Below are 26,312 nucleotides of genomic sequence, written 5' to 3'. Positions count from 1 at the left end.
CGGGCCGGATGAGAAGAGTATCCCGCCTATGCAGGATTGAAAATCATAGTGAATGATGAGCTGCCGGACGGGTAATAAGCTTACTCCAGTCCGTGTTTTAAGGCAAAGAGGACAAGGCCTACCCTGCTTTTTATTTCCAGTTTCAGAAAAACAGAATCCCTATACCCGTCAATTGTTTTGGGGCTGAGAAACATTTTGTCTGCAATCTCTTTATAGGTAAGTTCGCTGCATGCCCATTTGATGAATTCTCTTTCCCTGTCTTTAAGATCCGAAAGAAGCGAAACTGTTTTAGAATCCTCTGCTTTTACTTTCAGCAGCTTCTGGGCTACGAAATCGGTATAGAAGCACCCTTTATCAAATACCGTATCAATGGCCTGGAAGAGTATGGAGGGCTGCATATCTTTTAGCAGATAGCCTTTTGCACCGGCTTTCAGCATTTTGATCAGTACTTTTTCATCATCTTCCATAGTAAGTGCAATTACTTTAATATCAGGACGGTGCTCACTCAGCCATTCGGTTGTTTCGATTCCGTTTTTATAGGGCATATTAATGTCCATCAGTACAACGGCTGGCAGTTCGGAAGCCTTTTCCAGCGCAGCGATGAAGTCTTCTCCGTTGGGATGATTCATAATTACGCTGTACTGCGGGTTTTCCACGATCATATTCTCCAATGCCTTAGACATTAAGGTATGGTCATCAACAATTGCTATCGGAATGGTATTCATGGTAAAGATTTGTAATAAGTTATTGAGGTTTTAGTTCCTTTATCCAGTTCTGAACATATGGAAAATTCCGCATGAATAAGCTTTGCTCTCAGCTCCATATTTTTCAGTCCGGAGCCATCCTGTATATTCCGGGTATTAAATCCTTTCCCGTTGTCTGAAATTTTAATGCACAGGATTTCATCGTTATCCTCCAGCTCTATTGTCAGATTTTTAGCCCTTGAGTGTTTCAGGATATTATTGATACTTTCCTGAATAATCCGGAAAAGGATCAGTGCATGTTTCGGCGAAATATCAATGTCCTGTTTCTGGGTAATGAAATCAATTTTCAGTAATTTCAGTTTTTTTATCCTTTCCACTTCTCTTTCAATGGATTCTGTCAGTCCGAAATGAATGATCTGTTCGGTAATCAGTGTTTTAGATAAATTTCTGATATCCTGTATGCATTCTCCAAGCAGCTCACTTAATTCGTTTAATTCTTCTTTTTCCCCGTTTTTCAGTTTGGCAATAAGCTGGTTCTGGCGTAACCTGACCACAGAAAGTTTCTGCCCCACATCGTCATGCAGCTCCTGTCCTATATAATTCAGTGTCTGTTCCTTTATTTCCACCTGTGATGTGGCCAGTTCTTTTTCAAACCGCATATCTTTTTCTTTCTGCCTGATCAGAAGGGTTGTTTTCTTTTTGATGAAAACCACGTAAATGAATATCATCGTCAATACAACAATGAGAAGGGTAATGGTAAAGGAAATTACTAAATTATTCTCTTCCATATTTCAAATTCATGTTGATCTGGGTTTGTCCTGCTGATTCCAGAGCAGCCCCAGTATAAATATTCCGTTACTGATCATATTCAGCATAAATAAGATAAAAAAGTAAATATTCTCTGAAACCGTAGTTCTGAAAAAAGAAATCGGAATACAACCGATAAAAAAGATCAGCAGAGCCACCGAGATCCAGAATGGCAGATAATTTTTAATCTCCAGTATTTTATCAGAATTAAAGGTCTGATACAGGAATAAAATAATGGAAAACATCAGCAAAAGAATATTGATATAGAACATATTAAAAGAAAAATATCCCAACAGGTTATCTTCCACAAAAGACATGACCAGAATATTCAGTACAAAAGCAGCCAGGATGCCTATCTGTATTTTCTTAAGCAAGGGCAGATAAAGCAGCCGGTAATAATAGCAGAGGTACAGAAAAAAAACAATGATTAAAAATCCGACCGTATAGAATACGTCTGTGGGTTTTTCCGTCAGCCTGAAATAAAAATAGCAGAATATATCTATGCATGAGGACAGTACATACCCTGCAACAAAAAATAAATTCACTCTTTCTATTTTCCGGTATTTTACTGCCATCAGCAGCATCACTGCTACCGAAACCGCCATAGTTACCTGTTTTCCTATTTCTATGTTCCAGCTCATACTCTTGTTTTATGGCATCGATAAAGAAGAGGTTTTAGGAGGAGGTGCCAGATTGGTCATATTCATGGCTTCTATATCCTGTATGTCTGTATTTTCATCTGCCGTGGTTCTCGACCTTACTTTCCTTGTATCATTTTCAGGCATTCCGGAAGTAGGAACCAGAAATATCGTCTGGTAGCCTGCATATTCAGGTTTTGCCATTTTGCTTTCAGGATGATTTACCGGATATTTTCCCATGTAAATCCTGATACCTAAATTTTGTCTGCCCTGTTTTTTCGCCGTTTCCTTTACATACCGGATGTAACCTTCCATTTCTTCCAGCGAAAACCAGTACCACCTTGAGTCCGGTTCTCCATTTCTGTATTTGGTAAGGATCATGTGGTTGGTTTTGGTGTATTCATCAAACAACACCATTCTTTCGTCGTAGCTGATCAGTTTCTTTTTATAACTGTCGTTTACAGGAGGTTGTTCCGAGCAGCCGGAGCAGCTTGTCATACAAAGACCCAATATAAGCAGCATGGAAAGCACACTTAAATTTCCAGATAAAAAAGTAGTTTTCATTTCTTGTGGTTTATAATTTTCTATAACAAAATTACTCATCTTCCGTTCCAAAAAAAAGGGGAAAAACACTATTTTTTTGAAAATAAATTAAAAAACACGCATTTTGATAATGAAATTGACCAATTTCAGCACTATCGCAACAATATTCCTTAAAAGTACATCTATGAATAATGCCTGTGTCATTGCCTTATCTTATACTTACTTTAAATTTACCGCTCACTATATGATTCTTCTGATTTTAAGAATTTCCCAATCAAAAACTCCCCGAAGTCTGATACCTCAGGGAGTTTCCACAGCTTTATCTTTAATGGCTTATCCGGTTAAAGGCAGCGCATCAGTTTCAGAGATAAAATTCTAAATTACAGGTCTTAGTATGAGCATCTTAATTATTTCTACCGGATCGTTTTCGGTCTACAAGAGACCAGTATAAATTTTCAAGTTCTTTGGGAGGAATACCGGAATCAAAGCTGGACGATTTATAAACGCCGTCATCAGTTGTAACCGTTATGACAGAAGCCAGCGCCCTGTCCGTAGCACTCCCGTTTGTGGGTGCCTGCAATGAAGCTATTGCAGAAAGATCTATCATTCCCGCCTGCTGTACTATTTTTTTCCAGTCTGAAGCTGCCAGTACAGAGGTTGTTACATTTCCGTTTAAGGAGGTTATTTTAGAACCGGGTATGAAAGTAATGATTCTGTTGGTTCCTCTTGTACGCTCTCTAATTTCCACTTTTTTGACTGTGCTTTTTTTCTGGGCCGTCTCTGTTTTTTCAACATCCGGCTTTTTCTGCTGTGATGTACAGTTTACACTACTCAGAAGAAGAGGGATCAGCAGGATTGACAGGAATTTCATTTTATTCATTTTTTAACAGAGACAAATTACAAAAAAAATGATATTCACCAATCAATTGAAAAAGATAAATAAAGTTTGTACAAAGGCCATCCACTCTAGCGGAGGTTATGAAAATTACTGTGTTTTCAGTGGTAAAACATCCTATATTTGCTTTAAAACAGAAAAAAAACAACAATTCACATATACCCTGCTGTATTTCAGTGAAATAATTTTCAAATCTCATCCAATTTAAAAAAATGCTTTATTTTCAACATTCAGAAAAACAGCAAAATAGTTTTTTGGGGATTCTGTGGCTAAAAATATTTTTTCATAAAATGTTTTTATTATCCAAAAAAAGTTTCTATCTTTGCACTCGCAAAAACGAAGTAAAATTTGTTTAAGATGGCCTTCAATCGGGGCGTAGCGTAGTCCGGTCATCGCGCCTGGTTTGGGACCAGGAGGTCGCAGGTTCGAATCCTGCCGCCCCGACTTATTTTCAAAAACAAGGGTGCGTAGCTCAGCTGGATAGAGCATCTGCCTTCTAAGCAGACGGTCAAAGGTTCGAATCCTTTCGCGCTCACTTAATGACACCATTAGGACAATTTAGGCCAAATGGTGTCATTTTTTTATACCCCCTTCTTATTCGGCCTGTTTTAAAGTACTTTTCTACCTCTCCAAAAAATACAGAAAACGCATAGAAACTTTATTCTTGCAGCTTTGTGGCCGGTTTATGATTTACAGAAATTAGCTAAGTCATTTCAGAGATTTAAAACAAAAGTTTAGCTAAAATTACAACTCTTACTACTATTCAATATTTGAACAGATTCCTATTTATCAGAAACATAAATAGCTTAAAAATTAATCTCGTTTGATAATTCGCCAGAGATATATTAACATAAAATAATAATTTTTATGCGTAATCATTATTACCTTACATTTGTTATCAAATTAAAACATTGAATGCTGGAAAAAATTTATTTATGCTATCAATCATTGGTAGATTTACTCTCGTTCTTTTACAATGCTAAAAAGCTGATACAAAAGTTCCCCTGTATTTTCTCAAGCATAAAAGAACATTTAGGGATTCGTTTTTAGCGATACGTCAATAGCAGTCTATAAGTTTTTTCCACATTGTTTAAATTTTGTATTACCAGGTAACTTAGAGTATCTAAATATCAAAAAGGCGGTTTCCGAAAAGCCTTCAACGAGTAGGAAATATTAAAAAAAACTAACCATGAAAAAAAAATTATCATTCTTTTTTTTAATTTTATTCTGGCTAACATCTTTAGCCCAAAATAGCAGTATCTGTTTCAATCGTCTGCACAATAGTTTTGCAGAAGCCCTGATTCCTGTCAATCAATGGAATAGTTCAACAGTTTCCTTTAAAATTTATTTTACAACCGGGGGACTTTTTAATGGCTATACCTACAATGTCAATGATCTGGCTAAGGTTACAAAAAACGGGCAGGAGTATTATTACATAAAAGCAGGAACATCAGAGGATTTTAGCAACCAGACTCTAATCTATGAGGTAAGCGGTCCTTCTGATACGGCAGTCTCCGGTACTTTAGCTGCAATTCCGCCAAGCGACTGGAATGATTACACAAAGCAAAAACAATGTATTGATAAAGCCAATGTCTGCTTCAACCGCCTGCATAACAGTCTGGCCGAAGCTTTAATTCCTGTCAATCAATGGAATGGAGATACCACTGTGAACGTCAAAGTTTATCTTGCAACCGGCGGACTTTTTAATGGCTATACTTACAATGTTAATGATTTGACTAAGGTTACAAAAAATGGCCAGGAATATTATTACATAAAAGTAGGCACATCACAGGATTTTAGCAGTCAGACTTTGACCTATGAAGTGAGCAGCCCTAAAAATGCAGCCGTATCAAATACGTTAGCACCTGTTCCGCAAAGCGACTGGAATGATTATACGAAGCAAAAACAATGTGTTGATAAAGCCAATGTCTGCTTCAACCGTCTGCATAACAGTCTGGCCGAAGCTTTAATCCCTGTCAATCAATGGAATGGAGATACGACTGTGAACTTCAAAATTTATCTTGCCGGTGGAGGACTTTTTAATGGCTATACTTACAATGTTAATGATCTGGCTAAGATTACAAAAAACGGTCAGGAATATTATTATGTGAAAACAGGCACATCACAGGATTTTAGCAATCAGACTTTGACCTATGAAGTCAGCAGTCCTAAAAATGCAGCCGTATCAAATACGATAGCACCTGTTCCGCAAAGCGACTGGAATGATTATACGAAGCAAAAACAATGTGTTGATAAAGCCAATGTCTGCTTCAACCGTCTCCATAACAGTCTGGCCGAAGCTTTAATTCCTGTCAATCAATGGAATGGAGATACCACTGTGAACTTCAAAATTTATCTTGCCGGTGGGGGACTTTGGAACGGATATAATTACAATGTGAATGCTTTGACTAAGGTTACAAAAAATGGTCAGGAATATTATTACATAAAAGTAGGAACAACAAAAGATTTTAGCAATCAGACTTTGACCTATGAAGTGAGCAGCCCTAAAAATGCAGCCGTATCCAATACGCTGCCACCAATTCCCCAAAGCGACTGGAATGATTATACGAAGCAAAAACTATGCATTGATAAAGCCAATGGAATATGTTTTAACAGAAACAATAACAATTACGTGATTTTCATTCCAAAAAATCAATGGAACGGAAGTAATGTCACTATTAAATATTATACTCCTGCCGGAATACTTTCGTCGACTCAGAATTTTTCTAATTTAAGTACTGAGATTCATAACGGTGTTTTATGCTATAAAATCGTAACGACCTTTCAGCTTAATTCAGATGTAATTATTGAAGCGGGCAGCTTAACTAACGCATCCGTACATGCTTATTTACAGCCTGTTCAGGAGGTTTGTCTGGGGAATGCAGGCTGTACTTCTACTATTACGCCAACTTTTACACAGGTATCATCAATATGTTCAGGAGGTTCATTTACCCTGCCCGCGACATCTGATAATGGCATTACCGGAACATGGTCTCCTGCCATCAATAACCAGGCGACGACTACTTATACCTTTACACCCAATGACGGGCAGTGTGCTTCTACAAACACGATGACAGTAACCGTGATTTCTCCTGCTAATCTGGTACTGACATCAGGTAATAGTACACAGACAGTGGAGGTAAATAATGCTATCGCTCCGATAACATATACCTTTAATGGAGCTACAGGAGCTACCGTAACGGGGCTTCCAGCCGGTGTTATAGGTACAGTAAACGGAACAGCAGTTACTATCAGCGGAACAGCTACAACGGTGGGAATCTACAATTATACCGTTACAGTTACAGGAGGATGCGCCCCTTTAAATATGCAGGGAACAATTACGGTTGTGGCTGCTAAAGATTGGAAACTAGCGCCTAATTCCTACATCTTTACAGGAAAAGATGATAATGGAAATGAGGCAGACGGGCTTTATATTCCGGTGAAAAAAGCATATAAGATGTGGCAGGATAATGTGATCTACATCAACAGTACATCATTACCTCAAGGAACAATAACCGCCGATGTATTGTGGGAAGACACCCCCGGTTTAATTAAATCAGGAGAAAATTATTCACTTGAAATAACAGGAGAAGCTGAAAATGCAAAAATTAAAGTTCCTATTAAAAAATCGTTGGAGGGGAACGCCGTAATTGCATTTAAGGTAAACGGAGAAGTTCATTGGTCCTGGCACATTTGGGTAACTGACGACCCTACAAATGGCTCAAAATACAGAAGTTATGGAAATGAGGCAAGACTGCTCAGAAATGGTACCCAGGAAAGAATCCCTGATTCAGATTGGGGCTGGATGGATAGAAACTTAGGGGCTTTAGGAACTTCCATTACCGGAACAGATCAATATGACAAAAACGGAGGTTTACTCTACCAATGGGGAAGAAAGGACCCTTTTCCTCCACTTATTACCAGAGGGAATATTTACTATGAAGTTGCAGGTTCAATAGGAAGAGTGAGAGACTTTAAAGCATCAAAGGATCTAACCGGTGCAGTTTATAAAATTCTTACCGACATAGCGATAACCGTACCTAAAGCTGATGCAAATATAACAAAGAACTTGCCGCTTTCTATAAAGAATCCATTAAGTCTGATATATTCGGACGGACTTCATTATCCAGCGGTTCCATCTTCCACATATAATTGGTTTGGATATATTGATAATACAAGTGTAAATCCATCTAACAATGCAAGGGTAAATTTGTGGTCAGATAATGCACAGGGAAATATAAACAATTCAACGGAAACCACATCGACGGTTAAAAATGTTTACAAAAACAAAGAAAAGTATGATCCTTGTCCAAATGGCTGGAGAATCCCTTCTATGCTTTCAGCTTTTGCAAGCTATGATATTCCCTTAAACAGATCTCCTTTCGGTCCAAAATATGGTGAAATCGCCAGCCAGTTTTATAACAGCAACACTCCTGGTAATTATAATGCTACTTTACAAATCGGACCCAGTCCTTTTTATGGTTTTATAAAACCGGATTACAGCAGATACCCTACCTACCCTGGTCAATTGAAAAATATTAAGGTATATTCAAATATAGGGGTTGATATGACTAATTTTGGAGGAGATAATTTAGGACTGTTTCCAGGAACCGGAAAAATTTTATGGAAAATTCCTAATGAAGATACCTATGGAGACATGCACCAAACAAGAATATGGACTGCAACTATGGCGAGAACAGTACTTGGTGGAGGTAGTTCCAATAGTACTGCTAATACAGCTAGAGGTTTATTTATTCTCCCTGAAAATGAAACCAATGATAAGCCAGACCCAGGCCTGCCTAATGTTATTGGCAGATATTCATATAATCCTATGCTCGAGATGCATACTACAAATGCTGCTGGGTGCCGTTGCATAAAAGACCCTTTATATAAAGCTAATGAATATGATTTCCCGACAGAATTCTTTACGGAGACAAAGAACTATATTGAAGGATTAAATCAGCCTAATTCCTACCAAAAAGTAAGAAGTACTGCTGAATTTACCATAGAAATTCCTGTTTCAAAGGCAATTGCTATGCAAAATCAATATATGAACAATCTGGAAATTCTGAATCCTGTAAGTTATAACAACTTAAAAGCTAATGTACATTGGAGTACCAATACACAACTGATTAAAAATATTTCAGTGCTTAACCCTTCTCCTACATCATTGGCAGCTATTTCAAATTCCAGGATTAAGGTTCTCATTAATCCAAGCCAAAGTGGTAATGCCGTAGTAACGCTTCATAATGGCAGTATAGACAATCCTGTTTACTGGAGCTGGCATATCTGGATTACCGATACAGAAGTAGGTTCTTACCTATATACAACTGATACAGGTGATCCTGCTGCTCCAAACTTTGTCAATTACGTTAAAGGGTTATCCAGTAATGCTGTGAAGCAAACCAGGTTTATGGATAGAGATTTAGGAGCGTTGGAGGTCTTCCCTTCGGCTTTACAAACTCAAGGAGCTCCTACAACAGCTGAGTTGTCTCAAATTCGAAATTCAGCAGGCCTGCATTACCAATGGGGCAGAAAAGATCCTTTCCCTGCGTTCCACGAAAATGTAAACAACAACAAAACAAATGTTTTCCTGGGAAGAGCCAACGCAGATGGAAGTATTACTTACAGCACACTTACAGCCGACATTTTTGAAAATGCAGGAAGTAATTATATCATTCCATATAATACCTATGCCAATAGCGCTAATGTGTCAGGAAACGATAAAATTGCAGATAAAATTGCCAAAGTTTTAGGATATTCGGTGAAAAACCCATTGGTATTTATGATTCCTAGCACTTTAATGCCATTCAACAGTAACGTACCCTGGTACACAATGGGAACAGACTGGTTAATTAATCAGCCTAGCCAATTCCCGGAGCGTTGGGGTAAAGGAACCGGCAAATCACCATTTGATCCTTGTCCGGAAGGCTGGAGAATTCCTGATGCAGATTCTTCTCTTGAGGGTAATAATGTTTTAGGTGGTTCTCCGTGGTACAAAAAGAATGTTTTTGTTTCGGAAAAGAATGCAGTAAGTGATTATTTAGGTACCCCGATTAAAAATGGAAATACGATTTTAGGATATGCTTTCCAGAATTCAGCGTATAGAATTGGGAATTATGGAACATCTGGCGTAAGAGGAAACCGTAGCATAACCTCCTCTTCAGACCCGTCTATACCAACTGATGTACAATTTGGTAACGAAAAAAGATGGACTGCTGCATTACGTACTTCTTATCAGGGAAGGCCCATTTCTATGACTTTTAGTACTGCCAATAATACTGTATTTTTGGCTGACAATAATAACAGTCAGTATTTTGGAGCTCCTTGCCGATGTGTTAAGATTCTGTCCAGAAATGGAAAAGAAGAAGGTTTTTATCCTGATAATGTCACAATTTCTGTACAGTCAGATGCAATAAACAGAGCCAGTAATGTATTTACAGAAAAAGAAATTAAGGAAAAAATTGAGCAGAAGCAGTTAAATATTTTCCCAAATCCTGTAACCGACATTGTTAATATAGACGCTAAAGATAACAGAAGTTATTATTATCAGATATACAATTTGTCTGGTCAGCTTGTGAAAGAAGGTAAATTTGAAAATAACAAAACAAATCTTGCCGCTTTACCATCAGGCGCTTATATTATTAGAATAAATAATTCTGAGCAGGTTGCGAAGATTATTAAAAAATAAAAATAATATCTGTCCTATGAATCCGCCTCACTTTTTGTTGTGAGGCGGTTTTTTTTTGAATTCAGGTATTTTTGTTCTGGGCTTGAAACATATAAAAGTTGCCCTTTCATGCAATTTTCTCTTCTTAAATTGCGCACTAAACGGTTGATTATAATAAAGATGTTGTTTAAAGTAAAAGAAAGAATGAATGAAAACTTTATAAACAGTTGAATTATTCCTTCAAAGAGACACTTTTACCGCAGTTTACAACCGGGTTGTAATAAAAGCCAAATTGTTATAATTTTGTCTCCTCTATTTTAAATTCAATGAAAAAGTTTAACTTCATTATCGCAGGCTGTTTCTTTGCCCTGACTGTTTCATGCAAAACAGCAGCACCGGATTCAAAAATTTCCACACGGGACGTACCTTATCAAAATCTTGGACGTGAAGGAAAAATATATGCCGCATTTTACCAGCAAAGAGCAGCAGAATATGAAGCCCTTTGTCTTCAGGCTTACAATATCGCAAGACTCCGCCTTGATGAGGCTTTGGCACAGAAATCGGAAAAACCACTGGCCATCGTATCAGATATTGATGAAACCTTTATGGATAATTCCTATTACGCTGTGGAGCGTGCAAAAATGGGCAAAGACTATGATCAGACCACATGGGAGGAATGGACCGCTAAAGGTATCGCAAAACCGCTTACCGGCTCTCAGGAATTTTACCGGTATGCTGCAGATAAAGGCGTTCAGGTCTTTTATGTCACCAACCGTATGGAACAGGAGCGCGCAGGAACACTGAAAAATTTAAAAAAATATAATTTCCCTATTCAAAGTGATGCCAATCTTATCCTAAGATCCGCGGAAAGCAGCAAAGAAAACAGGAGAAAGGATATTGCCAGAAACTATAATATTGTTTTACTGTTGGGAGACAATCTTTCGGATTTTGCCGCTATATTTGATAAATCAGAAGCGGAACGGTCTGCGGCCGTCAAAAGCACTGCGAAGGATTTTGGTAAAAAATTCATCATCATTCCGAATGTCGGCTACGGAGACTGGGAGTCTTCATTTTACAATTACAAATACAATTATACCAGCCAGCAGAAAGATTCAATGATGTACAATGCCGTGAAAGCCAATCCCTGATCCGGATAAAGCAGCTTTTTGATCGGTTTCATTTTAAAAACAGCTAAAATCATGGACAGATATACAGAAACATTTGAAACCTGGAACAAAGTAGCTTCGTTATATCAGGAAAAATTTATGAATCTGGATCTGTATAATGACACCTATGATTTTTTCTGCTCTTCAGTCGTCCGGAAAAATGCAAAAATACTGGAAATAGGCTGCGGACCGGGGAATATCACTAAGTATCTTTTAACTGCAAGGCCGGATTTCATTATATCCGGAATTGATATTGCTCCCAATATGATAGAGCTTGCCCAAAAGAATAACCCAACGGCTGATTTCTCTGTAATGGACAGCCGGCAGATTAACCGGATCAAAACAAAATATGACGGCATCATCTGCGGCTTTTGTTTACCTTATTTATCAACCACAGAAAGTAAAAAACTGATTTCGGACTGTTCCGGTTTATTAAATCAAAACGGAGTCTTATATATAAGTTTTGTAGAGGGCGATCCGGATCAGTCGGGTTTTCAGGTAAGCAGCAGCGGAGACCGGGTCTATTTTTATTTTCACAGGCTGGATGAACTGAAGGAACAACTCCTGGAACACAGTTTTGAACAGATCAGAATATTCAGAAAAGAATTTAAAAGAAATGAAAATAATATTGAAATCCACACGATTTTAGCTGCGATAAAAACAGTGTAACATCAGATCGGGATTCCATTAAGGAAAAGGATTAATTCCGTTATAACCGCTAAAATCAATATGGCCCAATTCAATCAGGCGGGCAACCTGAAGTCCACAATAGATTATTTAGGGTAAATCTCCCGACGATGATAACTCATACTATTTTTTCTTTAGATGTGGATTTTAAATAACTATGCCCGACTGTTTTCATTTAATATCCATAGATCCTGCAAATTTCTATAAAAATATATTTTAATGTACTTAAAGCCTGTTTAAATTTCTAATTTTGATTTTTTGGATCATACTCAAATCTTATCTGAATCACATTCTTTGAGTATTTTTGATTAAAAAGATAATATGCTGATGAATTTTCAGACGGAAAGGATTTCATTTTTGAAACCGCTGATTTTAAGGGAGCAAAGGCTGAAATCAACTTGGTTGATTCGCAGAAGCGTATGGATAAGCATACCGCTTCATCAGCGACGAAGTCGCATCACTTTGCCCGCTCAAAATAAAGCGGAATTATTCATCAACTTTGCGATTAATCTTTTTAATCAAAAAATAATTTCAGGCAAATCTATTGGATTTCACCAAAAATATCCGACAATCATACATATAAATATTCATAAATAAAATTTAAACAGGCTCTTAGGCTATAATGCAATTTAAGTTTTCTTAGCTGCTTTAAAAATAAAAACCGCTGCATCCAATACAACGGTTTAACTTTTTCTTATTCTGAATTATTTCAGCTTATAGGAACTTCCATTCCAGAGGTAGGTTTTGGAAGATTGTGATTTCTTTTCCCGGTCTTTGTCATCCAGTTCCATATCTCTTGTTTTCAGGATGAACGCATTGGGAATACCGCCTTTGTCATTCGGAAATACAAATTCTTCTGAATGGTAAAAAACTCCCGCATCACTTACACTCATCAGGCGGGGAAGAGTGATCAGCTTTTTATCTTTGAAAAGCACATATTGGTCATAGCTGGCAATACTACATGCATCTCCTGAGGTAGAAGCCTTTATTGTAAGTTCCACATTCTGCAGCTTATGATTGCTTTCTATATTGAATGTGCCGGATCTTAGTTCCTCTCCCCTTCCGGCATCAAAATATACCTCATCAATCAATGTATTTGCTTCTATCACTTTAATTCCGGCAATATTCTGTTTTTCTGTCTGATTATATTCATTTTTCCTGTCGATGGTTTTAGACAGTCCGAAAAGGAAATCATAGCCGTTTTTATTACGGTAGCCTATACAAAGGTTGGCTCCCCATACATAACCTTCAGAAACAACATCTCCCTTCTGGTAGGAAACTTTATACCAGTTGGCAGCTCTTTCTCCAAGCTTCAGGACAGCCTCTTCTTTTTTCAGGATCAGTACCTGCCGGTTGGTTGGCAGTGAATCCAGTATCTGGGATTTCACATCAGGATCTTTTCGTATCCTCGTCCAGTCTGTAAAGATTTTCTGGGCTTTATTCTCTGTAAAATCAAAGATCGCATCAGGATATATTTCTTCACCGGTCTGTGCTGAAAAACATTGAAGAATCAGCATCAACACCCCCGTCATTAGAGATTTCATATTCATTTTTTACTATTACTGTTTTTCTAAAAGCAGACTTACCCACTCTTCACGCTGTAACTGTTTTTTCAGTTCCAGGCCATTTTCTCTGCATACTTCCAGAATATCAGCTACATCAAAGAAACATAATCCGGAAAGAAGCAGTTTTCCTCCTTTATTCAAAACAGAAACATAGGCAGGAATATCAGAAATCAGAATATTTCTGTTGATATTGGCTAAAATAATATCGTAGTTTTCTTTTCCTAAATTTTCAGCAGTTCCCTGCTCAATATCCAGTTCCACATTATTTCGGACGGCATTCTCTTTTGAGTTTTCCACCGACCACTCATCGATATCGATTGCTTTGGTTTCGCCTGCTCCCTGCTGTTTGGCATAAATGGCAAGTACCGAAGTTCCGCAGCCCATATCCAGAACTTTTTTGTCATGAAAATCAATATCCATCATCTGCTGGATCATCAGGTGGGTGGTAGGATGATGCCCTGTTCCGAAAGACATTTTAGGCTGGATAATGATCTCGTGCATTCCCGGCACCGATTCATGAAATTCTGCCCTGATCAGCACTTTGTCATCAATATTGATCGGTGAAAAGTTCTTTTCCCATTCTTCATTCCAGTTAATGTTCGGCATTTCCTCAAAAGAATAGCTGATCTGCACATTTTCGTTTCCGAAGATCGGAAGGGCTTTCAGTTCTTCTTCGTTGAAGATTTCCGTTTGAATATATCCTAAAATTCCGTCAATTTCCTCGGTAAAGCTGTCAAAACCTATTTCTATAAGCTCTGCCATTAAAATTTCATTCCACGGCTGTAACGGAGTGATCTTGAAATTGAATTCTAAATAATTTTGCATGTGAATAATTTGCTGCAAAAATACTAATGTTATTACGGTTAAAAAAATGGAAAGGATAAGTTTTGGCTAAAGCCGGAGATTTTATATTTATGGAATGTTAAATTGAACATGGATGTTGTAACGGGTATTAAAGCATAATGATCATAAAGGCCCTGATACAGATAAAGCGGGCAAAAGCCCGCTTCTATGACGTTAAATCATTAAAAAACCTACGGATTGGTAGAGAATATAGATCCGTTTGCAATTAATGCTCTTCTGTTCATTTTCAGAATATCCCTCACCCATTCTGCGAAGTCTTCAGGCTGAAGCACCTTATCCGGATTACCGTCTGTAAGACCTCCCTGAATACTCATGTCAGAAGCAATGGTGCTCGGGGTTAATGTGATCACGCGGATGTTCTGTTTTCTCCATTCCGCCATCATCGACTGCGACAGGGAAACCACTGCTGCTTTCGAAGCGGCATAGGCTGACATATTCGGACCGCCTTTCAATCCCGCAGTAGAAGCTACATTCACGATATCGCCCTCCCCTCTTTCTTTCAGGAATGGGTGAGCGGCTTTTGCGGCATAATATACTCCGAATAAATTGGTTCTGATCACCTGTTCCCAGGTTTCTGAAGGCATATCTTCAATCGTTCCGAAATCCCCGATCCCCGCATTGTTGATCAGGATATCAATTCCTCCCAACTTTTCTGCCAGAGATTCGATACCTGCTTTTACTTCAGCTTCGTTATCGATACTGAACACTGCGTATTCTGCTTTTACGCCAAGATTTCTGATCTCTTCAACCGTATTTTTAAGGTTTTCTTCGTTTCTGCCGGTCACTGCAATATTTACTCCTTCATGGGCCAGGGCCAAAGCCACCGCTTTTCCAAGACCTCTTCCGCCGCCGGTTACTACGGCATTTTTTCCGCTTATATTCATAATGGTATTTTTACTGTAAACAAAGTTACGAAAGATCATTTTTATGGAAGCTGAAGAGAATATATTTAATAGAATTTTAATAGTTACCTTATGGTTTTTTGAATGATCAAAGGAGATCTGTTCTGCGTAAATAAGAAAATCTTCTGATTATGAAGATGAAGCTGATCTTTTTATCCTGTTGAATTTGTAGGAAATACCAACAGATACATACAATAATTCGCCCTGTCTGCGAGAATAAAATCAAGAATATCCGGTAAAAGCATATTCTCAAAAACAAATAAAACCGGCTTATAAAACCGGTTTTTCAATCTGAAAGTATAGTAATAAAATGAAAAGTTTATGGAATAAGAACAGGATTCTGAACCTCAAATTCTCCGGAAGCAGTAAATACGTTTCCGTACATATCTGATGCCCTTACCTCAACCTTATGCTTTCCTAAAGTTAATTTTTTAGGAAAACCGATGGTCCAGATATGTTTAGACATCTCCGGATTGGAAGGCCTTCTCCCCGGGAAAAGATTTTGGGTGCTGTCCCATTTGAAAACGGAAAGGGCAAAGTTCGGGTCTACGGTTTCATCGTATTCCATGGCTTCCCAGTTTCCGCTGTCTATCCTGTATTCTACCTTATCTTTTTTACTTCCCATAAAGAAGTTGGCTAAAACTCTGGCTGATGTTTTTGGCGGGTAAGGAATCACTTTAGGAACATACAGCTGAATCTGATAATCTTCAGGCTTTCCGGCAGTCTTATATTTAACTTTATACTGATTACCACTGAAGCTGATGAAAGAATATCCTTTAGCGGTGCCGTCTCTCATGGTTGACGTCGGAAGCCCGGCATCGTCAGGAGTTCCGGAATACCAGTCTCCGCAGGTAGTTCCTACGTTATATTCATGAAGATCCTTAGCTCCTTTCCAGCCTGCTTTTTTACCGTAAAAGATCTGCTGCTGGATATGGGTATGTGCCGATAAAAGCAATACATTCTCAAAAGGCTGCAGAAAATCAAAAAGCTTCTGTCGGTCTGCATTTCTGAAATTATCTTCGTTATGATGTTCCAGCGGAATATGGAAAGAAACTACGATCAGTTTATTTTTATCAACCAGCTTCAGATCATTTTCGATGAATTTCAGCTGATCTTCACGGAAACCTCCCCAATATCCTTTCCCGTCTCTGGGATCCGGATAGAGAATATCATCCAGGATAATAAAATGTACATTTCCGTAGTTGAAAGAATAATTGGCGGGGCCGAAATTTGCTTCAAAGGTTTCATCTGAAAGATGATCTTCTCCGGCATCATAGTTCATATCATGATTTCCCATAACGTTATACCAGGGGAGACCTATTTCTTTCATTACATCCGCATAAGGCTTCTGAAGGCTTAAATTATCCCCTACCAGATCTCCGAGACTGATTCCCAGCACGGCATTTTTCTTCGTATTTTTTACTTCGTTTACGATCCCTCTTTTAAAATAATCCAGCTCTTTCTCTGTATAAGGCTGCGGATCTCCGAAAACCAGAATATCGAAATTTTTACTTTCGTTCTGTTGATAGATCGGGAAGTTCAGCTCTTTGGGAAGCTCCCCCGTGGGTGCAGATCCTTTATATTTAAATTCTGCGGGTGATCCGTTCGGTTTATGATGGTAATAGAACTGAGGCAGGTTATTGCTGTTGAATGCAGTCTGGTATCCTGAAGGTTTGATCACAAAAATGGTCTGCCCATCCTGAACCGGAAGGCTGTATCTGCCGTTTTTATCCGTAAGCACTACCTGTACTCCGTTTGATACTGCAACTCCTTCCACTCCTTTTTCACGGTTTTCTTTCTTCTGATTCTTATTGGTATCTTCATATACGTAGCCGGAAACAGAGGTCTGGGAAAATGCCATTGCTGAAACCAGCAGGGAAGGCATTAAAAATTTTATTCTGATATTCATAGTATTGATTCTTTTTATTTGTTCCACCACATTTTTACATTGATGTTGTCCCCGCCCATAGACTGTACTGCTGCATTATAATTCTCTGCATTCATTACTTTGGTGGTTGTGGGATACATAAATCTTACCGGCATTATTCCCCCGTTGAGCAGCCCTCCGTTGTTGGGCAGCACAGGCAGTCTGGTACGTCGGTATTCATACCACTGCTGGTGGTCTACGAAAAACAAGGAAATATATTTCTGCATCATGATTCTCTGCAAAGAACCGTTATAAGCCACTTTATCATTGCTGAAATAATCTGCCGGAACCGTTGCCCCCCATTGTTCTATAATGGATTTCACTCCTGTTTCATAGAATACCTGCTGATTTCCGGTGATGATTCCTTTATTAGTAAGCTCTGCCAGGATAAACTGAACTTCAGAATAGGTCATAATAAGGACTTTTAAAGGAGCTTTGGCCAGATTCTGATTAAGATTGGAAGGCTGGTAATCAAAAGAAGTTCCCAGTGCATAGCCTGAAGGAGCGCCTTTATAGCCCAGGTCTGCCCCTGACAAACTTTTGGCTTTCGTAAAAAACATACTTAACCTCGGGTCATTATTGTCTTTCATAGCGTTTACAAAAAACTCCCCGGCAGCCCGGTAGGCGGTAAAATCCTGAGGACGTGCAATAGGCGGCAGATAAGGAGATATTCCGGAAAGCGGAAGAACTGCACTGTCATTATTATTCTGGAAAACCGGATAGGTAGCAGGATTGTTAACAATCTCCTGAATTCTTTCATGAACGTTTACTTCTCCGTTTCTGCTCAGAATTCTCGTGAGAAGCCTTAATGAAAGGGAGTTACAGAATTTCTTCCATCCCAGGATACCGGTCTGGCTGTTGGTATTGGCATTATAGAACAAATCTGTTTCGGATAATGCTTTTGTAGGGTCAAATAAAGTATTGGCCGTCTTCAGATCATTCAGAAGCTGAACATAAATATCTTTCTGCTTATCGAATTTCGGTTTCTGAATTCCTTCTTCCAGCTTTACGGCTTCTGAAAAAGGTACATCACCAAAAGCATCCGTAAGATTGGCGGTAATCCAGGCATTCAGCACCATCGATATGGCCAGGTAGTTATTATTCTGTTCCTTAACTGCATATTTTTTAAGATCATTGACCTGCTTCAGCCATCTGTATGACATATTCCAGTATCCGTTCCCGCTTTTTTCATCCATATAATATCTGCTGTATGTATTTCCTTCATTCGGAAAATCCAGAGCATTCTGCATAATATCAAAGGTAAAATCATCTGCCCTGTTGTAGCCGTAGCTTCCCATTTCATATTGAATAGGCGCCAGAAGGCTTCCTACGGACGGGTCTTTGATCCTGCTGGTATCGGTATTGATTTCTTCAAAAGTTCTGTCACAGGAGTTAAAAGCGAAGACCGAAACCGCTAATGCCAGATGTATGAATATTTTTTTCATTGTTTTAGATTTAGAATTTAAGATTTAACTGAAACCCGATGGTTCTTGCCGTAGGGAGCTGCCCCATTTCCACTCCCGGAGTGATGGTAGAATTATTAAGTGTGGCCACTTCGGGGTCAAACATTGGAAATTTGGTCCACATCCACAGATTTTTTCCGAAGACAGCAAGGGTAAGATCTTCCAGTCCTAAAGATCTGATCGTTTCTCTTGGAAAAGAATATGCTATTCTGGCATCTCTAAGTTTAATAAAATCCGTACTGAAGCTGTTGGTTTCCACATTGGCCCTTCTGTAATAGTCTCCGTAATAAGCAGAAATATTTACCGCTTTTGTATTCGGACTGTAAGTTCCGTCTGCATTCTGCACTACCCCCTCTCCTACAATCATCCCGGTTTCCCTTCCTGCCAGCGTAGAGGTAAGTTTTCCCTGTTCAGACATCTTGTGATGGGACTGGGAATAGGCAATCCCTCCGTACTGACCGTCAAATGAGAAACTGATGGTGAAATTCTTAATTTTAAAATCATTCTGAAGGCCGGCTCTCCATTTCGGGAATGCATTACCTACTTTTTCAATATCCGCAGGTCTTCCGGGAAGGCCATTATCCCCATAAATCACCTGACCGTCAGGAGTTCTTAACAGTTTAAAGCCGTACATATCTCCCAGTGAACCTCCTACTTCCATTTTATAGAATACAACATCTCCCACACCGGAAATAATTCCGTCAAACCCTTCCGGAAGGCTCATCACCCTGTTTTCGTTGGCAGACCAGTTTCCTCCCACTTTCCATGAGAAGTTTTTTGTCTTTACGGGATAGATATCTGCTGAAAGCTCAAATCCCCTGTTGCGGATTTTCCCTGCATTGATCACTCTTTTGGAATATCCGCTTTCATAAGGAAGGGATACCGGAATAATCTGGTCTTCACTAATGTTCTGATAAGCGGTAAAATTAAGATTCAGTCTGCTTTTGAAGAGGCTGAAATCCATACCCGCTTCTATATTGGTATTCTTTTCCGGTCTCAGGTTAGGATTGTTGAAAGTCATAGGAGCCACAACACTTCCTGTAATATTGCTTGCTGAATAATAATTATCCAGAAGATAAGGATCACTGTCTATACCTACTTTAGCCCACGATCCCCTCAGTTTCCAGAAATTAAGGGTATTGCTTTTCAGATTAAAAATATCCGAAAGAATAAAGCTGGTACTTACCGACGGATAAAAGAAAGATCTGTTCTGTTTCGGAAGTGTGGAACTCCAGTCGTTTCTTCCCGTAACATCCACAAAAATCTTATTGTCGTACCCCATCGTCAGCAATCCATAAACACTGTCTACCTGTTTATCAGCCGGGGTAGGATATTTTACCGGAATCGAAAGGGCATTGGTAAGGATATATTCACCGGCCGTTTTCAGACCGATCGCCTGATAATCCGTCATCAGGTATTCATTATAACGTATACTCCCTCCCGCAGAAGCAGAAAGGCTGAATTTATCAAGATCTGCTTTATAGGAAAATAAAACGTCGTTGTTATATTCATGATTTTTAATATACTGTTCTCTGTAAAAACCGTTCAGATAATTGGCAGAACTCCAGGGTCTTCTGGTGGTTCTCGTTTCGTTCAGAATCTCTACTCCTGATCTCAGCATGAGGCTGAAATTTTTACTGAACTGGTAATCTGCTGTAATATTTCCCGTGATATTTTTCTTTCTGACTCCATTCAGCATTTCATAAGCAATAAGGTAAGGGTTATCGATGTAGGAGCTGAAAGGATGGATCTGATCTACCTGTTCCTGCCCGTATTTCCAGATAGGTTTATACCATTCGAGATCTACGTTCGGATTCTGGAAAATCATAAAATAAGAGATCGACTGGTTGTTGTATCCCGTTGCCGGAAGATTATCACTTTTTGTTGTGTTGTACGCGAACTTGGTAGAGATTTTTAATTTTTGGGTAAGCTGGTGGGCAAAGGATAAGGCGAAATTAAAACGGTCAAAACCGGTATTAGGCATCATCCATTCATTATTCAGATAGGTAAGGGATGATCTGAAGCTTGTTTTCTCGTTTGAACTCTCCACAGCAATACTGTTGGAATAGGTGGACCCGGGTCTCCAGAACCCTTTAATATTGTCTTTGTAAGCTCTCCATTCTTTTCTTTCCGGACTTTGGCCCTGTACCGCGGGATCATACTGAAAATAGTACTGTCCTGCGAATTTCGGTCCGAAGGCACTGCTCGTTCCGCCTGTACTTGCGCCGTCCGGAGAGAGGCCGTAAGAATAGTAAAACTGTCCGGCTGCGTTTTTAGCCAGTGTTCCCTGTCCGTATTCATACTGCCAGTCCGGCCATTTCAGTACGGTATCAAAACCTGAAGAGGAATTGAAGGTTACTTTCAGCCTTCCGTCCTTAGTTTTTCCGGATTTTGTGGTGATCATCAAAGCACCGTTTGCGGCACGCGAACCATACAGAGCGGCTGCCGAGGCTCCTTTCAGGACTGTTACCGATTCAATATCATCCGGGTTGATGCTGTTTAAACCATTTCCCAAATCAATAGGAACATCCCCTCCGGAACCTGCTCCGTAAGCCGGTGTTCCGGAGCCTGTGGTAGAGTTTCCCAAAGGGACACCGTCTACAACAATCAGAGCATAGTTATGATCCATGATCATTGATTTCTCCCCTCTTAGGGTAATCCTGGAGGTTCCCAACGGCCCGGCTCCGGCAGTCTGGATTTTAAGTCCTGCAACTTTCCCTTCCATAGACTGTGCCCAGTTGTTGTTCTGTGTTTCCTCAAAAACAGCTGAACCCACTTTCTCGGCAACATATCCTAAGGCTTTATCATGCCTTTTGATTCCCAAAGCAGTTACTACTACCTCATCAATGCCTTTAACCGTATCTTTTTTTACTTTCTGCTGAGCTGCCAGATTAACGCTGACTAATCCCAGCAGTGATAAAACCAACAGTTTCTGTGTCTCTTTACGCATATCCTTTTTGTTTGCGCAAAAGTAAAACGACATTATGATTATGATTTTAATACGACTTTAACATTTTTTAAATATTTATTAAACAAAATGTTAATTTATCATTGTTAACATTGAACATATATCTAATAAACAAGTGTTTAACAGATTAAGTATTTTTAATGCTATTTATTATGGCCGTTTCCATATCTTTATTGTCTTTCTATGGGAAAATAAAAAACAAAATCAATTTAAACACTGATAAACAACAGTTTAAAGACAAAATATTTTAATTTTTAGCTTTTAATTTCTCCCGCAGATCTTTTTAAATCAGACACAGATCTTATCTGCAATAAAATTTAACACGGTATAACTTACTGAAGGCTGTCCCGGGCTTATTGGCTTTTCAACATAAAAATTTTATACATACCGGCTCCTATCTAAATAAATAGCCTGCCTCTTTTTAGGGAGACAGGCATAATTTGAATTTTTTCGGTGATTTATTTATTTTTAAGCTGATCAGGAATATTGGTAGTCACAAAACCTATTCCCTGCTTTTTCAGTTCTTCATAGATCTCAGGATCATTCACGGTCCAGGAATTGGTAATCAAACCTAATGTTTTCGCTTCGGCAATCCATGATGGATTTTTCCGGAATACGCTGTAATGGTAATCCATTCCGTCCAGACCTTCCTTTTTGATCTGTTCAGGAGACAGTTCCCCGTTCAGATACTGTACTTTGAATTTCGGTTCCAGTCTTTTGATCTCTTTGCAGATATTCAGACTGAAGGAAATAAACTCGCTCTGATCTTCCAGTTTCATCTCTTTGATCATCTTAATGGTTTTTTGGGTGATCTCGTTTTCTTTTTCGGGAGTTTTATCCGGTTTAATCTCAACGATCAGTTTCAGAGACGGATCTTTTTTGCCCTGTTTAAGATAATCCTTCAGGGTGGGAAATTTCTCTCCGTTTGATAATTTCAGGGTTTCCAGTTCTTTGAAAGAAGTTTCAGAGATCTCCATTTTGCCGTGATGTTCATCATGATTCACGACCAGTATGCCGTCTTTCGTCATTCTTACGTCAAACTCGGATCCGTATATCTTTAATTTCTGAGCATTTTCCAATGATTTAACGGAATTTTCCGTGGTTGCGGGCTGCGACTGAAAATAGCCTCTGTGTGCAATGATCTGGGTTTGTGCCTTCATGAGAACTGTACTTAAAACTGCTAACCCTAAGATAAAATTTTTCATAATATAATCTGATAATTAATTAAAAAGTCTGACCAACTTTTGATAAAGGTACGTTTAAATTGTTAAAAGCTGTATTTCGCTCCGATCTGAATCTGGTATGGATTCCCTGAAAGCGGAACCAGACCGTTTGCATTTTTAATGTATTCGAACTGTCTCGTTGCCTGGTTGAATGTTTTTATTCTGTACAGAGCTACATTTCCGTACGATTTATTCACGCCCCATTCCTTGTTAAGCAGGTTGGCTACATTGAAGATATCTACCGAAAGCTCAAATGCTCCTATTTTATTGAATTTAAGTTTCTTGGCTACCCGCACGTCCCAGACTCCGTAGAAACCGTTTTTTCCGGCATTCCGTTCAGCGATTTTGTTGTTGTATTCGCTGATATAATCTTTCAGGGCCTGCCCTACGGCCGGATCATCAAGAAGCGGTCTGGTAATATCCGGGAATATGTAAGCCAGATCATTAGAATCTACAAAATCTCCGTTTACATTTCCTCCTGCCGTTAATGAAAAACGTGTTCCCCCGATTCCTGAATATCTTATTCCCAGCGTAAACCCTGCAACCGTTGGTGAATTACCATACAGCACGATCTTATTTCTGAACTGGTTATCAGAATAGCTCATCCTCAGGTCCCTCGGATCACTCTGGATCAGGGTAGACAGGGTAGCGGAATTGGCTACGTTCCCGTTGTAAGAGGTATTGTCTTTAATATCAGACCATGTATAACTTGCTGTAACCTCTCCGTCTTTCCAGTAACGGTAGCTGGTATCCACTACAAAAGAAAACTGGTTGACTTTACCATCACTTACCAGCTCCAGAACTCTTCCGAAATTATTGTTAATTCTTCCTTTTTTCCAGTCTGTTCTTCCCAGCTCATCAATGGATGATGCAGGAACGAATACACCTCTTCCTCCTTCATTGGCCAGTGTAAATTCCGGATTAGCCTTCATGTTCCTGTCATAGTAGAAATAGTTATTCCTTCCTAAAGCCATATATCCTGCAATCCCTGCCCTGAATCTTTCATTAAAGAAATGGGTATAGGAAATATTGGCTTTGTAAACAATCGGAACCCTGGCATTTTCACCTGTATAATTGATGGTTGGAATCTGATATTGAGAAAGTGACGGAACTGTATTATAATCCCTTCTATAACTGTAAAAATCAGGAACCAGACCTACCGCCATAGGATCTACATCCACCGTTGCCAGATGCTTGCCGTCGAAAACAAGATTATTGATCACCATGTAATTGTTGATATCTGAAGAGAAAATTCCGGCACCTAACTTTAGGAAGTCTTTATTCTGCTCACTGATATTCCATTCAAACTGGAATCTCGGCTGGATCACAAATGACTTGATCTTATGATCAGTTCTGATTCCCATTTCATCATACAGTTTCTGATTGAATTCAGCTTTAGGATAACCTCCGTAATCCAATCGGAGTCCTGCCATCAGATCAAGTCCTTCTGCAATTCTGGTCTGGAACTGCGCGTATACCCCAACATTCCAGATATTGGATCTTACGGATGGATCATCCATTAAAGGAACCTCCCTGTAAAACCTGTAAGGTCTGAAGTTTTCAAAGTTGTAAAGACCGGACGGATATTTTTTATCATCTTCTTTAAAATGAAATCTTCCGTTCACTTCACTTCCGTACACCGATTTTGCAGTAGTAAACATCAGGTCGGCACCAAAAGTATATTTTACCTTATCGGTATTGTAATATAAGTTGTCTACAAGCTGAAATACATTATTTTTAAAGCTTTCCTGGGCAAAACGATGACCTCCGATCTGAATATTCGTAGCCCCTACTCCCTGGGAAACTATATTTTCAACAATAGCTCTCGGTACAGGACCTCCCAGCTGGCTGTTCTGGTAGCTGTCCTGAAAAGTATAGAGATACTGCGCTTTAAGTTCGTTGGTCAGATTAGGCTTTAAATTCGATCTTAATGTCAGGAGTAGGCTGTTATCCAAATTCTTATCACTTCCGAAGGATTCAAAGAAATTGATGCTGGTATTGTCACCCAGACCGTTTTTATTCAGGTCATAGGTAAAGTTATTCCTTAATGTCAGTAAATGCTTAGGGCTGATCTGCCAGTCGAGACGCAAAAAGGCAGCATCAGAATTTCTCACCTTATCGAAAGTTCCGAACTGTGGTGAATTTCCTACGCCATAATTTGATCTTGCAATATTCAGAAACTGATTCAGGGTTTCTGTTGTAGTGTTAAATCTTTTCTCGTCGTCTTTTGATCTTATATCTGCGATAATCAATGGTCTTGAATCCAGTTGATGATCCCATGCTACAAAGAAATGAAGTTTATTTTTAATGACCGGACCTCCTAATGAAAACCCGAACTGTGAAGTAGAAAAATCGTTATCTCTTTTATTTCCCCGGATGTCGTAAGGACTGGAAAGCCAGTTCGTTCTTAAATATTCCCAGGCGCTTCCGGAAAATGTATTGGTTCCGGATTTGGTAACGGCACTTACGGTTCCGCCGCCGCTTCTTCCCAGTGTAACGTCATACTGGTTGGTGGTAATTTTAAATTCACGTACCGCTTCTATGGAAATAGAGAACGGCGCACCGCTTCTGCTGGTTGTAGATCCTGCTGAGGTTGGGTTTTTGGCCGTCATTCCGTCAATGGTAAAATTGGTGGAAGATCCCAGCTGCCCGGAAAGATTTCCTCCTTTGCCGCTTAAAGGCGACAGTTCTGTAAGGTTGGTAAAATTTCTCCCGTTCACAGGAAGCATGCTGATGTTTTTGGCAGAGATGGCTGTGGAAGCTCCCAGGTTTCCGATTTTATTTTTCAGATTTCCGGTAACGATTACTTCGTCCAAAACCTTCTCTCCGGTTCCTATGCTCATATTCACGGTCACCTGATCTCCGAAGTTGACATTGTAGCCTTCTTTTTTCTCTTCATTCACAATCACCGTGTAAGGTCCGCCCAAAGGGATTTCCTTAAAAATATATTCTCCTTTTGAATTGGTCTCTGTCTCCGTCCTGAACCCTGTTGCCCCGTTCACGATCGTTACTTTCACTTTTTCCTGAGCAACCTGCCCCGGTCCTGTTATTTTCCCCACAATGGAGGCCTGCGTAGTCTGTGCATAAGACAGTGTTCCCAATCCCATAAACAATAATCCCAGTACAATCTTTACTTTTCTCATCTTTTCAAATTAGATGTGCAAAGGTATTTTGAGTTGCAGGAGGATCTGTTTAAGGGAGTTTTAAGAAATTTTCAACAAAATTATAACATGATGTTAAATTAGAATGAACACTTATTTTAAGATCAACATAACCAATGCCTTTACGGA

17 protein-coding genes, 2 tRNA genes and 1 pseudogene are annotated in these 26,312 nt (G+C 39.2%); 7 read left to right on the top strand and 13 right to left on the bottom strand.

Annotated elements, in window-relative coordinates:
- Positions 1 to 80 precede the first annotated feature (80 nt).
- The 4 genes from AC106S_RS09515 to AC106S_RS09500 are packed head-to-tail and all read right to left on the bottom strand — an operon-like array spanning position 81 to position 2,713.
- Positions 81 to 725, bottom strand: coding sequence for a response regulator (locus AC106S_RS09515; RefSeq protein WP_482438835.1), 645 nt, complete (start codon positions 723 to 725; stop codon positions 81 to 83).
- Positions 722 to 1,492, bottom strand: a complete 771-nt coding sequence (locus AC106S_RS09510; RefSeq protein WP_482438834.1) for a sensor histidine kinase — start codon at positions 1,490 to 1,492, stop codon at positions 722 to 724. Before AC106S_RS09510 ends, AC106S_RS09515 begins: the two co-directional genes overlap by 4 nt.
- A 9-nt stretch (positions 1,493 to 1,501) precedes the next feature.
- Positions 1,502 to 2,152, bottom strand: a complete 651-nt coding sequence (locus AC106S_RS09505; protein WP_482438833.1) for a hypothetical protein — start codon at positions 2,150 to 2,152, stop codon at positions 1,502 to 1,504.
- 9 nt (positions 2,153 to 2,161) lie between these two features.
- The gene (locus AC106S_RS09500) at positions 2,162 to 2,713 is read right to left on the bottom strand and encodes a hypothetical protein (RefSeq protein ID WP_482438832.1); all 552 of its coding nucleotides are present in this window, start codon (positions 2,711 to 2,713) and stop codon (positions 2,162 to 2,164) included.
- 109 nt (positions 2,714 to 2,822) lie between these two features.
- Between AC106S_RS09500 and AC106S_RS09495 the strand changes: the two genes are divergently transcribed.
- A complete protein-coding gene (locus AC106S_RS09495) occupies positions 2,823 to 3,071 on the top strand; it encodes a hypothetical protein (protein WP_482438831.1) in 249 nt (82 codons plus the stop codon).
- A 24-nt stretch (positions 3,072 to 3,095) separates the two neighbouring features.
- On the opposite strand, the gene AC106S_RS09490 is transcribed toward AC106S_RS09495, so the two are convergent.
- The gene (locus tag AC106S_RS09490) at positions 3,096 to 3,563 is read right to left on the bottom strand and encodes a hypothetical protein (RefSeq protein WP_482438830.1); all 468 of its coding nucleotides are present in this window, start codon (positions 3,561 to 3,563) and stop codon (positions 3,096 to 3,098) included.
- 393 nt (positions 3,564 to 3,956) lie between these two features.
- Between AC106S_RS09490 and AC106S_RS09485 the strand changes: the two genes are divergently transcribed.
- The 6 genes and pseudogenes from AC106S_RS09485 to AC106S_RS09460 all read left to right on the top strand — a co-directional run bounded on the left by AC106S_RS09485 (position 3,957) and on the right by AC106S_RS09460 (position 12,092).
- Positions 3,957 to 4,031 (top strand) — tRNA-Pro (locus tag AC106S_RS09485).
- A gap of 17 nt (positions 4,032 to 4,048) precedes the next feature.
- Positions 4,049 to 4,122 (top strand) — tRNA-Arg (locus AC106S_RS09480).
- Positions 4,123 to 4,194: 72 nt separating this feature from the next.
- Positions 4,195 to 4,414: pseudogene (locus tag AC106S_RS09475) on the top strand (IS982 family transposase); the annotation flags it as partial.
- A gap of 362 nt (positions 4,415 to 4,776) precedes the next feature.
- On the top strand, positions 4,777 to 10,278 hold the full coding sequence (locus AC106S_RS09470; RefSeq protein ID WP_482438829.1) for a T9SS type A sorting domain-containing protein: 5,502 nt from the start codon (positions 4,777 to 4,779) through the stop codon (positions 10,276 to 10,278).
- Between the two features lie 305 nt (positions 10,279 to 10,583).
- Complete coding sequence (locus AC106S_RS09465) at positions 10,584 to 11,405, top strand: 5'-nucleotidase, lipoprotein e(P4) family (RefSeq protein WP_482438828.1); 822 nt, start codon at positions 10,584 to 10,586, stop codon at positions 11,403 to 11,405.
- Positions 11,406 to 11,456: 51 nt separating this feature from the next.
- Positions 11,457 to 12,092 (top strand): class I SAM-dependent methyltransferase, encoded by a 636-nt coding sequence (locus tag AC106S_RS09460; protein ID WP_482438827.1) that lies wholly within the window; start codon positions 11,457 to 11,459, stop codon positions 12,090 to 12,092.
- Between the two features lie 722 nt (positions 12,093 to 12,814).
- Here the strand turns inward: AC106S_RS09460 and AC106S_RS09455 are convergent.
- The 8 genes from AC106S_RS09455 to AC106S_RS09420 form a co-directional block, all read right to left on the bottom strand.
- Positions 12,815 to 13,654 carry an SH3 domain-containing protein gene (locus AC106S_RS09455; protein ID WP_482438826.1) on the bottom strand — a complete coding sequence of 280 codons (840 nt, stop codon included), beginning with the start codon at positions 13,652 to 13,654 and terminating at the stop codon, positions 12,815 to 12,817.
- A gap of 15 nt (positions 13,655 to 13,669) precedes the next feature.
- Positions 13,670 to 14,500: a 50S ribosomal protein L11 methyltransferase gene (gene prmA, locus AC106S_RS09450; protein WP_482438825.1), complete on the bottom strand. Its 831-nt coding sequence runs from the start codon at positions 14,498 to 14,500 to the stop codon at positions 13,670 to 13,672.
- A 209-nt stretch (positions 14,501 to 14,709) separates the two neighbouring features.
- Entirely contained in the window at positions 14,710 to 15,423 is a 714-nt protein-coding gene (locus AC106S_RS09445) for a 3-ketoacyl-ACP reductase (RefSeq protein ID WP_482438824.1), read from the bottom strand.
- A gap of 337 nt (positions 15,424 to 15,760) precedes the next feature.
- Entirely contained in the window at positions 15,761 to 17,326 is a 1,566-nt protein-coding gene (locus tag AC106S_RS09440) for a calcineurin-like phosphoesterase C-terminal domain-containing protein (protein ID WP_482439573.1), read from the bottom strand.
- Positions 17,327 to 17,364: 38 nt separating this feature from the next.
- Complete coding sequence (locus tag AC106S_RS09435) at positions 17,365 to 18,813, bottom strand: SusD/RagB family nutrient-binding outer membrane lipoprotein (RefSeq protein ID WP_482438823.1); 1,449 nt, start codon at positions 18,811 to 18,813, stop codon at positions 17,365 to 17,367.
- Positions 18,814 to 18,823: 10 nt separating this feature from the next.
- A complete protein-coding gene (locus AC106S_RS09430) occupies positions 18,824 to 21,781 on the bottom strand; it encodes a SusC/RagA family TonB-linked outer membrane protein (RefSeq protein WP_482438822.1) in 2,958 nt (985 codons plus the stop codon).
- 476 nt (positions 21,782 to 22,257) lie between these two features.
- A complete protein-coding gene (locus AC106S_RS09425) occupies positions 22,258 to 23,004 on the bottom strand; it encodes a glycerophosphodiester phosphodiesterase (protein WP_482438821.1) in 747 nt (248 codons plus the stop codon).
- A 62-nt stretch (positions 23,005 to 23,066) separates the two neighbouring features.
- Positions 23,067 to 26,165 (bottom strand): TonB-dependent receptor, encoded by a 3,099-nt coding sequence (locus AC106S_RS09420; RefSeq protein ID WP_482438820.1) that lies wholly within the window; start codon positions 26,163 to 26,165, stop codon positions 23,067 to 23,069.
- Positions 26,166 to 26,312: the final 147 nt, after the last annotated feature.

The sequence above is a fragment of the Chryseobacterium sp. FR054 genome, from assembly GCF_056844565.1.
The sequence above is the reverse complement of the archived record's forward strand: the minus strand, read 5'-3'. Positions and strand labels throughout refer to the sequence as shown.